Source organism: Polymorphospora rubra (genome assembly GCF_018324255.1).
Classification (GTDB): domain Bacteria; phylum Actinomycetota; class Actinomycetes; order Mycobacteriales; family Micromonosporaceae; genus Polymorphospora; species Polymorphospora rubra.
The window spans coordinates 956,838-970,711 of record NZ_AP023359.1; the positions used below are offsets into that span (position 1 = coordinate 956,838).

General features: G+C 64.4%; 8 protein-coding genes, 2 tRNA genes and 3 rRNA genes. 3 read left to right on the plus strand and 10 right to left on the minus strand.

Annotated elements, in window-relative coordinates; all coding sequences use genetic code 11:
* Window positions 1–87: 87 nt before the first annotated feature.
* The 3 genes from rrf to Prubr_RS04225 form a co-directional block, all read right to left on the minus strand.
* A 5S ribosomal RNA gene (gene rrf, locus Prubr_RS04215) occupies window positions 88–204 on the minus strand.
* 105 nt (window positions 205–309) lie between these two features.
* Window positions 310–3,418 (minus strand): 23S ribosomal RNA (locus tag Prubr_RS04220).
* A gap of 371 nt (window positions 3,419–3,789) precedes the next feature.
* Window positions 3,790–5,305, minus strand: a 16S ribosomal RNA gene (locus tag Prubr_RS04225).
* The 16S, 23S and 5S rRNA genes sit together here, the layout of an rRNA operon.
* 593 nt (window positions 5,306–5,898) lie before the next feature.
* Here Prubr_RS04225 and Prubr_RS04230 point away from each other — a divergent pair.
* The gene (locus Prubr_RS04230) at window positions 5,899–6,114 is read left to right on the plus strand and encodes a hypothetical protein (protein ID WP_425517984.1); all 216 of its coding nucleotides are present in this window, start codon (window positions 5,899–5,901) and stop codon (window positions 6,112–6,114) included.
* 56 nt (window positions 6,115–6,170) lie between these two features.
* On the opposite strand, the gene Prubr_RS04235 is transcribed toward Prubr_RS04230, so the two are convergent.
* The 6 genes from Prubr_RS04235 to Prubr_RS04260 form a co-directional block, all read right to left on the minus strand.
* Entirely contained in the window at window positions 6,171–6,965 is a 795-nt protein-coding gene (locus Prubr_RS04235; protein WP_212821857.1) for a carbon-nitrogen hydrolase family protein, read from the minus strand.
* Window positions 6,966–7,010: 45 nt separating this feature from the next.
* Window positions 7,011–8,309: an ATP-dependent Clp protease ATP-binding subunit ClpX gene (gene clpX, locus Prubr_RS04240; RefSeq protein WP_212821858.1), complete on the minus strand. Its 1,299-nt coding sequence runs from the start codon at window positions 8,307–8,309 to the stop codon at window positions 7,011–7,013.
* Window positions 8,310–8,657: 348 nt separating this feature from the next.
* Entirely contained in the window at window positions 8,658–9,320 is a 663-nt protein-coding gene (locus Prubr_RS04245) for an ATP-dependent Clp protease proteolytic subunit (protein ID WP_212821859.1), read from the minus strand.
* Between the two features lie 11 nt (window positions 9,321–9,331).
* Window positions 9,332–9,976 carry a ClpP family protease gene (locus Prubr_RS04250; protein ID WP_212821860.1) on the minus strand — a complete coding sequence of 215 codons (645 nt, stop codon included), beginning with the start codon at window positions 9,974–9,976 and terminating at the stop codon, window positions 9,332–9,334.
* A 172-nt stretch (window positions 9,977–10,148) separates the two neighbouring features.
* The gene (tig, locus tag Prubr_RS04255; protein ID WP_212821861.1) at window positions 10,149–11,489 is read right to left on the minus strand and encodes a trigger factor; all 1,341 of its coding nucleotides are present in this window, start codon (window positions 11,487–11,489) and stop codon (window positions 10,149–10,151) included.
* Between the two features lie 113 nt (window positions 11,490–11,602).
* A tRNA-Pro gene (locus Prubr_RS04260) sits at window positions 11,603–11,676 on the minus strand.
* 145 nt (window positions 11,677–11,821) lie between these two features.
* Between Prubr_RS04260 and Prubr_RS04265 the strand changes: the two genes are divergently transcribed.
* Both Prubr_RS04265 and Prubr_RS04270 read left to right on the plus strand, forming a co-directional pair.
* Window positions 11,822–11,892, plus strand: a tRNA-Gly gene (locus tag Prubr_RS04265).
* Between the two features lie 212 nt (window positions 11,893–12,104).
* On the plus strand, window positions 12,105–12,692 hold the full coding sequence (locus tag Prubr_RS04270) for a DoxX family protein (RefSeq protein WP_212821864.1): 588 nt from the start codon (window positions 12,105–12,107) through the stop codon (window positions 12,690–12,692).
* Between the two features lie 85 nt (window positions 12,693–12,777).
* Here the strand turns inward: Prubr_RS04270 and Prubr_RS04275 are convergent, their stop codons facing one another.
* The gene (locus Prubr_RS04275) at window positions 12,778–13,830 is read right to left on the minus strand and encodes an Acg family FMN-binding oxidoreductase (protein ID WP_212821866.1); all 1,053 of its coding nucleotides are present in this window, start codon (window positions 13,828–13,830) and stop codon (window positions 12,778–12,780) included.
* Window positions 13,831–13,874 lie beyond the last annotated feature (44 nt).

A 13,874-nucleotide genomic window follows, 5' to 3' on the forward strand; every position in this document is an offset into this window, starting at 1 on the left:
AGTCGTACCGCCGACCCGGCGACACGGGATGCAAACGCAGAAATGGTTGTGGGCCATCCGTTTCGGATGGCCCACAACCATGAAGAAGTCCGGCGGTGTCCTACTCTCCCACACCCTCACAAGTGCAGTACCATCGGCGCTGGAGGGCTTAGCTTCCGGGTTCGGAATGTAACCGGGCGTTTCCCCTCCGCCATAACCGCCGTAACACTATCGACTTATCAAACACCACCCCAACACCACCCAAAATTTCTGGGCGGGGGGTCGGGTGTTCGTTTGTCGGGAATCACACAGTGGACGCGTAGCAGCTTAGTAGTCAAGTCCTCGGCCTATTAGTACCGGTCAACTCAACACGTTACCGTGCTTACATCTCCGGCCTATCAACCCAGTCGTCTAACTGGGAGCCTTACCCCACCAAAGTGGGTGGGATACCTCATCTTGAAGCGAGCTTCCCGCTTAGATGCTTTCAGCGGTTATCCCTTCCGAACGTAGCCAACCAGCCATGCTCCTGGCGGAACAACTGGCACACCAGAGGTTCGTCCGTCCCGGTCCTCTCGTACTAGGGACAGCCCTTCTCAAGTATCCTACGCGCACGGCGGATAGGGACCGAACTGTCTCACGACGTTCTAAACCCAGCTCGCGTACCGCTTTAATGGGCGAACAGCCCAACCCTTGGGACCTGCTACAGCCCCAGGATGCGACGAGCCGACATCGAGGTGCCAAACCATCCCGTCGATATGGACTCTTGGGGAAGATCAGCCTGTTATCCCCGGGGTACCTTTTATCCGTTGAGCGACACCGCTTCCACACGCAAGTGCCGGATCACTAGTCCCGACTTTCGTCCCTGCTCGACCCGTCAGTCTCACAGTCAAGCTCCCTTGTGCACTTACACTCAACACCTGATTGCCAACCAGGATGAGGGAACCTTTGGGCGCCTCCGTTACCCTTTAGGAGGCAACCGCCCCAGTTAAACTACCCACCAGACACTGTCCCTGAACCGGATCACGGCCCCAAGTTAGATACCCAAATCAACCAGAGTGGTATTTCAAGATTGCCTCCACCTGTACTGGCGTACAAGCTTCACCGGCTCCCACCTATCCTACACAAGCTAATTCAGATACCAATGTCAAGCTATAGTAAAGGTCCCGGGGTCTTTCCGTCCTGCCGCGCGTAACGAGCATCTTTACTCGTAATGCAATTTCGCCGGGCCTGTGGTTGAGACAGTGGGGAAGTCGTTACGCCATTCGTGCAGGTCGGAACTTACCCGACAAGGAATTTCGCTACCTTAGGATGGTTATAGTTACCACCGCCGTTTACTGGCGCTTAAGTTCTCAGCTTCGCCCCGAAGAGCTAACCGGTCCCCTTAACGTTCCAGCACCGGGCAGGCGTCAGTCCATATACATCGAATTACTTCTTCGCATGGACCTGTGTTTTTAGTAAACAGTCGCTTCCCCCTGCTCTCTGCGGCCATACCACGCTCCAGGAGCAAGTCCCTTCACGCGTCCGGCCCCCCTTCTCCCTAAGTTACGGGGGCAATTTGCCGAGTTCCTTAACCACAGTTCGCCCGATCGCCTCGGTATTCTCTACCTGACCACCTGTGTCGGTTTGGGGTACGGGCCGCTAAGAACTCGCTAGAGGCTTTTCTCGGCAGCATAGGATCACTGACTTCACCTGAATCGGCTCGGCATCACGTCTCAGCCACAAGGTGTGCGGATTTGCCTACACACCGGCCTACACGCTTACCCCGGCACAACCACCGGCCGGGTCCAGCTACCTTCCTGCGTCACCCCATCGCTTGACTACTACCCGCCAGGTTCCCAGGCTCACCAGCATCAGTCCGAAGACCTCCACCAGATCACATGGTTAGCACAACGAGGTTCATCATGGGCGCTCTTTCGCGGGTACGGGAATATCAACCCGTTGTCCATCGACTACGCCTCTCGGCCTCGCCTTAGGTCCCGACTCACCCAGGGCGGATTAACCTAGCCCTGGAACCCTTGGTCATCCGGCGGAAGGGTTTCTCACCCTTCATTCGCTACTCATGCCTGCATTCTCACTCGTGCCGCGTCCACAACTGGATCACTCCGCTGCTTCACCCCCGGCACGACGCTCCCCTACCCATCCACACACCTGCACCCGGAACCAAAGGCTCCAGGCGAAGTAAAAATGTGAATGCCACAGCTTCGGCGGTGTACTTGAGCCCCGCTACATTGTCGGCGCGGAACCACTTGACCAGTGAGCTATTACGCACTCTTTAAAGGGTGGCTGCTTCTAAGCCAACCTCCTGGTTGTCTATGCGACCCCACATCCTTTTCCACTTAGCACACGCTTAGGGGCCTTAGCTGGTGATCTGGGCTGTTTCCCTCTCGACTACGAAGCTTATCCCCCGCAGTCTCACTGCCACGCTCTAACTTACCGGCATTCGGAGTTTAGCTGATTTCGGTAAGCTTGTAGGCCCCCTAGACCATCCAGTGCTCTACCTCCGGCAAGAAACACGCAACGCTGCACCTAAATGCATTTCGGGGAGAACCAGCTATCACGGAGTTTGATTGGCCTTTCACCCCTAACCACAGGTCATCCCCCAACTTTTCAACGTTGGTGGGTTCGGCCCTCCACACGGTCTTACCCGCGCTTCAGCCTGCCCATGGCTAGATCACTCCGCTTCGGGTCTAGAACATGCGACTAAACGCCCTATTAAGACTCGCTTTCGCTACGGCTACCCCACACGGGTTAACCTCGCCACATGCCACTAACTCGCAGGCTCATTCTTCAAAAGGCACGCCGTCACCCCTAAAGGCTCCGACGGATTGTAGGCGAACGGTTTCAGGTACTATTTCACTCCCCTCCCGGGGTACTTTTCACCATTCCCTCACGGTACTAGTCCGCTATCGGTCACCAGGAAGTATTCAGGCTTACCAGGTGGTCCTGGCAGATTCACGGCAGATTACAGGGGTCCGCCGCTACTCGGGAACATCCACAGAAGACCAGCCACTTTCACCTACCGGACTATCACCGACTACGGTTGGCTTTCCCACACCATTCGGCTAGCAACTGGCTTTATAACTTCTCGAACAAGTGTCAGCTTGTCCAGCAGAGTCCCACAACCCCGACCACGCAACCCCTGACAGGTATCACACGCAACCGGTTTAGCCTAAATCCGCTTTCGCTCGCCACTACTCACGGAATCACTATTGTTTTCTCTTCCTACGGGTACTGAGATGTTTCACTTCCCCGCGTTCCCTCCACACACCCTATGCATTCAGGTGCGGGTGACATCACATGACTGATGCCAGGTTTCCCCATTCGGACACCCTGGGATCACAGCTCGGTTGACAGCTCCCCCAGGCCTATCGCGGCCTCCCACGTCCTTCATCGGCTCCTGGTGCCAAGGCATCCACCGTCCGCCCTTGACAACTTGACCACAAAGATGCTCGCGTCCACTGTGTAATTCTCAACAAACGACCAACCCACAACCCACAGCACCACACCAGACCACAACCCAGCCCCTTCACAGAGACCACATCGCGCGGTATGCGGCACCAGGCCATGCCTGGACCATCCGAAACAACAACCCACCACGTGGCTTGTTCTTTCAGGACCCAACAGGATGCTCACATCCCCCACCAGCCGCACCACACCACCGTTCCCACCCCGAAAACTCGGAGCTGTACTAGATCCATGTGGCCGTTGCCGGCAGAAAACTCACCAGTGTCTCCGCCAAATGAGCAACCCCGACCCGACATCCGCAGGCCGCGGGCTCCTAGCCGACCTTCGCCGGCAGGCGCTCCTTAGAAAGGAGGTGATCCAGCCGCACCTTCCGGTACGGCTACCTTGTTACGACTTCGTCCCAATCGCCAGCCCCACCTTCGACGGCTCCCTCCCTTACGGGTTAGGCCACCGGCTTCGGGTGTTGCCGACTTTCGTGACGTGACGGGCGGTGTGTACAAGGCCCGGGAACGTATTCACCGCAGCGTTGCTGATCTGCGATTACTAGCGACTCCGACTTCACGGGGTCGAGTTGCAGACCCCGATCCGAACTGAGACCGGCTTTTTGGGATTCGCTCCACCTCACGGTATCGCAGCCCATTGTACCAGCCATTGTAGCATGCGTGAAGCCCTGGACATAAGGGGCATGATGACTTGACGTCATCCCCACCTTCCTCCGAGTTGACCCCGGCAGTCTTCGATGAGTCCCCGGCATAACCCGCTGGCAACATCGAACGAGGGTTGCGCTCGTTGCGGGACTTAACCCAACATCTCACGACACGAGCTGACGACAGCCATGCACCACCTGTGAACGGCCCCGAAGGACCCGACATCTCTGCCGGATTTCCGCCCATGTCAAACCCAGGTAAGGTTCTTCGCGTTGCATCGAATTAATCCGCATGCTCCGCCGCTTGTGCGGGCCCCCGTCAATTCCTTTGAGTTTTAGCCTTGCGGCCGTACTCCCCAGGCGGGGCGCTTAATGCGTTAGCTGCGGCACAGAGAACCGGAGAGGCCCCCCACACCTAGCGCCCAACGTTTACAGCGTGGACTACCAGGGTATCTAATCCTGTTCGCTCCCCACGCTTTCGCTCCTCAGCGTCAGTATCGGCCCAGAGACCCGCCTTCGCCACCGGTGTTCCTCCTGATATCTGCGCATTTCACCGCTACACCAGGAATTCCAGTCTCCCCTACCGAACTCTAGCCTGCCCGTATCGGCTGCAAGCCCGCAGTTGAGCTGCGGGTTTTCACAGTCGACGCGACAAGCCGCCTACGAGCTCTTTACGCCCAATAAATCCGGACAACGCTCGCGCCCTACGTCTTACCGCGGCTGCTGGCACGTAGTTGGCCGGCGCTTCTTCTGCAGGTACCGTCACTTGCGCTTCGTCCCTGCTGAAAGAGGTTTACAACCCGAAGGCCGTCATCCCTCACGCGGCGTCGCTGCATCAGGCTTCCGCCCATTGTGCAATATTCCCCACTGCTGCCTCCCGTAGGAGTCTGGGCCGTGTCTCAGTCCCAGTGTGGCCGGTCGCCCTCTCAGGCCGGCTACCCGTCGTCGCCTTGGTAGGCCATCACCCCACCAACAAGCTGATAGGCCGCGAGCCCATCCCAAGCCGAAAAACTTTCCACCCCCAACCATGCGGTCAGAAGTCATATCCGGTATTAGCCCCCGTTTCCGAGGGTTATCCCAAAGCCTGGGGCAGGTTACTCACGTGTTACTCACCCGTTCGCCGCTCGAGTACCCCGAAGGGCCTTTCCGCTCGACTTGCATGTGTTAAGCACGCCGCCAGCGTTCGTCCTGAGCCAGGATCAAACTCTCCAACAAAAACTTGTCGAAAAATCCATCCCGGCAATCAAAGATTGCCAAAGGAATCCAAACCAGCAAACCATCCCCACCAAAAAGGCGGAAACAGAAAACCAGCCCGGGAAATAAATCATAAATTGGCACTGGCTTACAAAGCACCCTGTTGAGTTCTCAAAGAACAAACACACACCAAACCCGAACCCCACCAACAAGCAGGACCCGAGCCCGGGGCTTTCACTCCCTTTACCGCACCCCGCGCTCAGCGCCAGGCACTTTTACTACGTTACCCGCCAGTTTCCGCACTGTCAACCAGAACTTCCCGATCAACATCACTTCATCCAGCTTTGTCCCGGTCAGGTGCGCAACCTGTCATCGGTACCCCGACTGTGATTGCCCTACCCGGATCCAGTCCGACTCGGCGGTCGCCCGCCTTGGCCTGGCTGCTCGCTGTCCCGGCCCGTTTTGTCCGGTGTCCCGCGTGCAGAGAGAAAGTTACGCGCCCCGCCCGCAGAACACAAATCAGCGTTCATCGCTATGTTTCCGAGGCGGCGCTCCGATGCCATCCTCGACGCCGCGACTGCCACGCGCCGCAGATCCGTGCCACAGTGGCTGCCATGCCCGACACCCCGGTCGTTCTCGCCGATGACGCACTGCTGGGGCTGCTCCTGCCCTTCTGGCAGATCCTCATCGGGATCTTCGTGATCATCGCCGTGGTGGTGTCCGTACGACGGCTGGCCAGCCGGGGCCAGTCCCGGATGACGACCGCGCTGCTCGTCACCGGAAGCGCCATCGTCGGCCTGGCTGTCCTCGGCATCCTTTTACAGGGCTGATCAGCTCCTGGGCGGGCGAAAACGCGGGTAGGCCACCGTCGTACCCGGAAGCGGGGTCAGAGGCGGCGGTTCGCCAGGCTGGGCAGCTCCGCCCGGATCCGGCGCAGCCGGTCGAGGTCGACGTCGACCACCGTCACACCGACGGCGTCCGGAGCCTGACCGAGCACCGTCCCCCAGGGGTCGACGACCATGCTGCGACCGAAACAGGTACGTCCCGGGTCGTGATCGCCGATCTGGCCGGCGGCGACCACGTAGCACTGGTTCTCGATCGCCCTGGCCCGCAGCAGGATCTCCCAGTGGTCACGTCCGGTGTGCATCATGAACGCCGCCGGCACCACCAGAATCTCGGCGCCGGCGATCGCCAGGCGGCGGTAGAGCTCGGGGAACCTCAGGTCGTAGCAGATGGAAAGCCCCACCCGAACGCCCTCGACGTCGGCCACGACAGGTTCGGTGCCCGGCGCGACCCCGGCCGACTCCAGGTAGGAGACCCGCCCGGGAATCTCTACGTCGTACAGGTGGATCTTCCGGTAGGTGGCGGCGAGAGCTCCGGACCGGTCGAAGACCAGCGAGGTGTTGTACGTGTGCTCCGGGTCCGGCCCGACCTCGTGGAAGGAGCCGGCCAGCACCCACATGCCCAGTTCTCGGGCCGCGTTCGCGAAGAAGGTGCCGAACTCCCCGTCCACCGGCTGGGGTTCGGGCTGCCTCGCGCCGGGGCCGAGGTAGTCGACGTACTCGGGAAGGACGGCGAGGTCGGCGCCGGCCGCGGCGGCCCGGCGCAGCAGCTCGTGGGCGGTCTTCAGGTTTTCCTGCGGCTCGTCACGGGCGTTGAGCTGGCACACGGCGACACGCATGCTGGCAGCTTACGGGCCGGGTGCCGGGCCGGCCAGCATCGACGGTCAGGCCGACTTTTCCTCACGCTGGTCGCGTCGCCCCCGCCGGCCGGTGAATTCACGCGGCACGATGGTCGGGTTCACGTTCTCCAGCACCACCTCGCGGGTGATGACCACGCGCGCCGCGTCGGGGTTGCTGGGCACCTCGTACATCACCGAGAGCAGCACCTCCTCCATGATCGCGCGGAGGCCACGGGCCCCGGTGCCCCGCAGCATCGCCTGGTCGGCGATCGCTTCCAGGGCGGGTGCGTCGAACTCCAACTCGACGCCGTCGAGCTCGAACAGCCGCTGGTACTGCCGGACGAGTGCGTTACGCGGCTCGGTGAGGATGCGGACGAGCGCTTCGCGGTCGAGGCTCCGGACGTTCGTGATCACCGGAAGTCGGCCGATGAACTCGGGGATCAGGCCGAACTTCAGCATGTCCTCGGGCATCACCTGGCTGAAGATGTCGTCGGTCGACCGCTCCGAGACGGCCCGCAGCCGGGCGCCGAAGCCCGTGCCGCCCTGGCCGGTACGGGACTCGATGATCCGGTCCAGGCCGGCGAACGCGCCACCGACGATGAAGAGCACGTTGGTGGTGTCGATCTGGATGAACTCCTGGTGGGGGTGCTTGCGCCCGCCCTGCGGCGGCACGTTGGCGACCGTGCCCTCCAGGATCTTCAGCAACGCCTGCTGGACGCCCTCACCCGAGACGTCGCGGGTGATCGACGGGTTCTCCGACTTGCGGGCGATCTTGTCGACCTCGTCGATGTAGATGATGCCGGTCTCGGCCCGCTTGATGTCGTAGTCGGCCGCCTGGATCAGCTTCAGCAGGATGTTCTCGACGTCCTCACCGACGTAGCCGGCCTCGGTGAGGGCGGTCGCGTCGGCGATGGCGAACGGCACGTTGAGCATCCGCGCCAGTGTCTGGGCCAGGTGTGTCTTTCCACAGCCGGTCGGCCCGATCAGCATGATGTTGGACTTGGCCACCTCGACGGCGTCGTTGCCCGACCCGGGCGCCCCGGCCGCCTCGGCCTGGATGCGCTTGTAGTGGTTGTAGACCGCGACCGCGAGTGCCTTCTTCGCCTGGTCCTGGCCGACCACGTACGAGTCGAGGAACTGGCAGATCTCCATCGGCTTGGGAAGCTCTTCCCACTTCACCTCGCCGGACTCGGCCAACTCCTCTTCGATGATCTCGTTACAGAGGTCGATGCACTCGTCGCAGATGTAGACCCCTGGGCCCGCGATGAGCTTCTTGACCTGCTTCTGCGACTTCCCACAGAAGGAGCACTTGAGTAGGTCGCCACCGTCACCGATCCGTGCCACCTACGTTCTCCCTGCGCTCATCGGCCGGTCATTCGCCGGCCCTGGCCTGCGGACGGAATGTCCCGTCGCCCCGATCGTCGTCGTCCCGAGCGGGCCCGTCCGGCTCGATCATCCACGATCGCTGTCGATCGCGGCCGTCAGCCCTGGTCGTTCACGCCGGTCTGTCGATCACGTCGGTCTGTGGTTCGCGTTGATGCCGCCGTTCCCGATCGTTCGGTCGGGCCGGGCCCGGCCGAACGGTGCAGTCTCGACGTTACCCGCTGCCGGGGATTTCTCCGACCCCCGAAACGGGTGTGTCAGGGGTCGGCCGGCTTTCGAGGGCCGGCCGGCCCCTGACCCAGGGTCGCCTCAGCTCGCCGCGTTGGCGGCGAGCAGGCCCTTCTTGCGGCTGGTGAGGATGGTGTCGACGAGGCCGTACTCGCGCGCCTCCTCCGCCGTCATGATCTTGTCACGATCGATGTCCTTGCGGACCTGGTCGAGGGGCCGGTCGCAGTGCCGCGACAGCATCTCCTCGAGCTGGGTACGCATCCGCAGGATCTCCCGGGCCTGGATCTCGATGTCCGAGCCCTGTCCGTAGCCGCCCTCGGTGGCCGGCTGGTGGATGATGATCCGCGAGTTGGGCAGCGCCATCCGCTTGCCCGGCGTGCCGGCCGCGAGCAGCACCGCCGCCGCGCTGGCCGCCTGCCCCAGGCACACGGTCAGGATGTCCGGACGGACGTACTGCATGGTGTCGTAGATCGCCGTCATGGCGGTGAACGAACCACCGGGCGAGTTGATGTACATGGTGATGTCGCGGTCGGGGTCGGTGCCCTCGAGGGTCAGCAGCTGTGCCATCACGTCGTTGGCCGACGCGTCGTCCACCTGGACCCCGAGGAAGATGATCCGGTCCTCGAACAGCTTGTTGTACGGGTTGGACTCCTTGATCCCGTACGAGGTCTTCTCGACGAACGACGGGAGGACGTAGCGGTTGTGCACCGCGGCGAGCTGCGGCGGCAGGGTCAGGTCGCTCATTGTCGCCTTCCTCAGTTGCGGGTGCCGGCGCCGGTCGGGACCTGCGTCGCTCCGGTGATCACTTGGTCGATGAAGCCGTAGTCGCGGGCCTCGGCGGCCGTGAACCAGCGGTCACGGTCGGAGTCGGCCTCGATCTGGGCCGGATCCTGACCCGTGTGGTGGGCAACCCGCTCCTGGAACATCCGCTTGGTGTAGAGCATCTGCTCGGCCTGGATGGCGATGTCCGACGCGGTACCGCCCATGCCGCCGGACGGCTGGTGCATCATGATCCGCGCGTGCGGCAGGGCGTAGCGCTTGCCCTTGGTGCCGGCGCAGAGCAGGAGCTGTCCCATCGACGCCGCCATGCCCATGGCGATCGTCGCCACGTCGTTGGTGACGTACTGCATGGTGTCGTAGATCGCCATGCCGGAGTAGACCGAGCCACCGGGCGAGTTGATGTAGAGGTTGATGTCGCTTTCCGGGTCCTCGGCGGCGAGCAGGAGCAGCTGCGCGCAGATCCGGTTGGCGACCTGGTCGGTCACCTCGCTGCCCAGGAAGATGATCCGTTCCTTGAGCAACCGGTTGTAAACCGTGTCGTCGAGGTTGCCACTGAGGGAGTCCCCACCACGGGCGACGATCGCCCGCGACGGCACCGCTGGGATGTGCAGTTCGGTCATGGCAGCCCTTCGCTCTCCGTGCGTCTTACGCCCGACACTAACCGCTGCCGGGGGTCGCAGCTTCCTTCCGCGCACAGTGTTCGCTCTCAGCGCAGTGGGCCGTAGCCCGCCCGCAGAAAGGGATTCGGCCGCCGTACGTCCGAGGACGTGCGACGGCCGCCCGTCGAACGACTCAGTGCTCGTGGTTGTGCTCGCTGGCCGCCCGCAGCTCGTCGACGCTGAGCGCGTTGCCCGCGGTGTCGGTGATCTTCACCCGCTCCAGGACGGTGGCCAGCGCCTTGCCCCGCCGTACGTCGCCGAAGACGGCACCGGCCGTGCCGGACCGGACCAGCTGGTCGTAGTACTGCTGGGGGGCGACGCCGGCGCGCTGCGCGCGGTGCACGATCTCGTGGCCGAACTCGTCGTCGCTGACCTGCACGTCCTCGGCGTCCGCGAGGGTGTCGAGAAGCAGCTGGATCTTGACACCCTCGGTCGCGGCGTCGTTGAGCTCCTGGTCGACCTGCTCCTCGGTCTTCTCCTCCGACGCGAGGTAGTCCTCCATCGAGGCGCCGATCCGCTCGAGCTGGTCGATCATGGCCTGCTTGCGGTGCGAGACCTCGTCGCGGACCACGCCCTCCGGCGCCGGTACGTCGGCGGCCGCCACGATCTGCTCCAGCGCCTTGTCCCGCGCGGCGTAGATCTGCTCGACCTTCTTCACCCGGGTGACCCGCTCACGCAGGTCGCCACGCAGCTCCTCCAGCGTGTCGAACTCGCTGGCGAGCTGGGCGAACTCGTCGTCGAGCGCCGGGAGCTGCTTCTCCTTGACCGTACGGACGGTGACCGCCACGTCGGCGTCCCGGCCGGCGAAGTCGCCGCCGACGAGCTGCGTGACGAAGGTCCGGTCGTCACCGGCCGACATGCCGACCAGCACCTCGTCCAGGCCCGGCAGAAGCTGCTTGCTGCCCACCTCGTGGGAGATGTTGCTGGCGGAACCACCCGGCACCTCGACACCGTCGACGGTCGCCGCGAGGTCGATCTGGACGTAGTCACCCTCGGCGGCCGCCCGCTCGACGGTCTTCAGCGTGGCGAACCGCTCCCGCAGCCCGCTCAGCTGCTCCTCGATCTCGGTGTCGCCGACCTGCAGCTCGTCGACGGTCACCTCGATGCCGGACAGGTCGGGAATGGCGATCTCGGGCCGGACGTCGACCTCGGCGGTGAACTTCAACGGCTCACCGTCGGTGAACTCGGTGATCTCCACCTCGGGACGGCCGAGCGTCTTGACGTCGTGCTCGCGCACGGCGGCGAGGATGGTCTCCGGGATCGCTTCCTGGACGGCCTCGTTGAGGACCGTGCCGCGGCCCACCCGCTGGTCGATGACGGCGGACGGCACCTTGCCCCGGCGGAAGCCCGGGATGTTGACCTGCTGGCCGATCTCCCGGTACGCCTTCCTGAGGCTCGGCTCGAGCTCGACGAACGGCACCTCGATGGCGAGCCGGACGCGCGTCGGGCTCAGAGTCTCGACGGTGCTCTTCACAGGCGTACTCCTTGACGGATCTCAGTCTTGGTCTGGGCGTGATTCAGCCCATCGAGTGTAGGCGAGCCGGTCGGTCGGCCCGCCGGGCACCCGGCACCGCTGGTGGATCACAGTCGGGGTGGCGGGATTTGAACCCACGGCCCCTCGCTCCCAAAGCGAGTGCGCTACCAAGCTGCGCCACACCCCGTGGCGGAGAGAAGTGTATGACGTCGGCGGTCGGGCGCGCCGCCTGGTATCCGTACCGGGGTGGGTCGGGCCGCGAGAACGCGCTGGGAACCGGGTTGCCGGACCCGCTATGCTGTTGGCCGTACCCCGGGAAGACCGGGGTGTATGCGGGCGTAGCTCAATGGTAGAGCCTCAGTCTTCCAAACTGATTACGCGAGTTCGATTCTCGTCGCCCGCTCCGAGCCTCGTACCGTCCAGGGCCCTCCGCCCCGTGACACCCGGTCGACAACGTCACCGCGCCATTTCGCTCGTGAGCCCGTACGGTCGCCGACAGTCCCGCCGCGACCGTGCCGAAAGTCCTGGCAGGAGTGGTCTCCCGGCACTGATCGCAGCCCCTCTCCCGGTGGTCGAATTGATTCGTCAGCGAGAGTCAGGAAGGCGTGAAAGGCCATGACGACGACGATCGAACGAACCGCCAACCACCGGGTGACGACCGACAACGCGGTGATCCCGCCGGTCACCGGAACCATCCGCCAGGCCGAGACCACCGGCCGGAAGGCCACCCGGTACGCCCTCGCCGGGCTCCGGCTGGCCCTCGGCTGGATCTTCCTCTGGGCGTTCCTCGACAAGCTCTTCGGCCTCGGGCACGGGACCGCCGCAGAGCAGGCCTGGATCAACGGCGGCAGCCCCACCAGGGGCTTCCTCGGCAACGCCGTGGCCGGTCCGTTCGCCGACTTCTACCGCGGCTTCGCCGGCGCGGCCTGGGCCGACTGGCTCTTCATGATCGGGCTTGCCGCCGTCGGCACCGCGCTCATCCTGGGTGTGGGCATGCGGGTCGCCGCCGCGGCCGGTGGTCTGATGATGGTGCTGATGTGGACCGCCGTCCTGCCCCCGGCGAACAACCCCTTCATGGACGACCACCTGATCTACGCGGGTGTGCTTCTGGTCCTGGCGTTGACCGCGGCCGGTGACACGCTCGGCCTGGGCCGACTCTGGGCCCGCGTCCCGATCGTCAAGCGCCTCCCCTTCCTCAGGTAGTCGACCCGAACACGAACTCGCCGGCGGCCGAAGCCGTCGGCGAGTTCCGTGTGCCACCGCTGGCCACCCTTCAAGATCCCGGTGATCAGGGAGTTTTCCGGGAGACGCGCCGGCGACACGCTCGAGTCAGCCCCTGATCACGCGGATCTTGGGGGGTTGGTGGCCGGGGTGGTGTCGACCGTCTGGGGGTCGGGAGGCGGGGGGTGTGGGGCGGGCCGGCGTGTTCCGGGTCGGCCACGCCGAGGCGGATCACCAGGTAGGGCCAGCCCAACTCCGCCACCAGGCGGCGCAGTGCCGCCCGCGTCGCCGTCACCTCGACCACCGCGCTCAGCGGCAGCACCGAGGCGCCGAGGCGGGTGGCGGTCAGCCAGGCCGCGGAGAGTGCCTCGCCGGCCCGCAACCACCACAGCGGCTCGTCGCCGTCGCCGTAGAACAGGCCGTAGAACGCCGCCCGGTCGTGGCCCGGCGCGATCGGCAGGGTCCCCGGCTGGCCGAAGTCGCGCCCCGGCACGGTGGTCGCCGGCTGGACCTCGGGCAGCACGTGGGCCGGCACGCCGAGCCCGTCGCCGCGCCCGATCCAGTACGCCAACTCCTCCTGCACCGCCGGGTCCTCCCGCTCGGCGGTGCCCGCCCGGTCGGCGGCGGACGCCAGGTCGTAGACCTGTTCGCCGGTGAGCACGTGCAGGTGCGGCCCCTCGGCGCGGACCGCCTCCGAGATCGTCTTCAGGACGTCGTCGGTCAGCACCTCGTCGCTGAGCGGGCGCCGGTCGGTGTGCCGTACCGACATGGTCTGCACCAGGCGCACCGCGGCCTCGTCGGGCGCGCGGTGCTCGCCGGCCACCAGCACGGCCAGCAGGTCGGGCCGGTCGGGGTCGGGCAGCCGCCGCACCGTGCAGTCCCAGCCGTCCGCGGCGAGCGCCGTCCGGGCGTGGTGCAGGGCGGCACCGCAGCTGATCGTCAGCAGCCGTCCCTCCGGGTCCGTCGCGGCGAGCTGCCGGTCGCGTACGGCGGACAGCTCGAGCCGGTCCGGGTGGACCGTCCACCGCCACGGCTGGGTGTTGTGCACCGACGGGGCGTGCCCCGCCATCGCGGCGGCCCTGGCCAGAGCCTCCGCCGTCCTACCGGTCTGGGTGGTCACGGCCGTCCCGCCTCAATCTCGGATCGGATCTCTGCTCCGGCCAG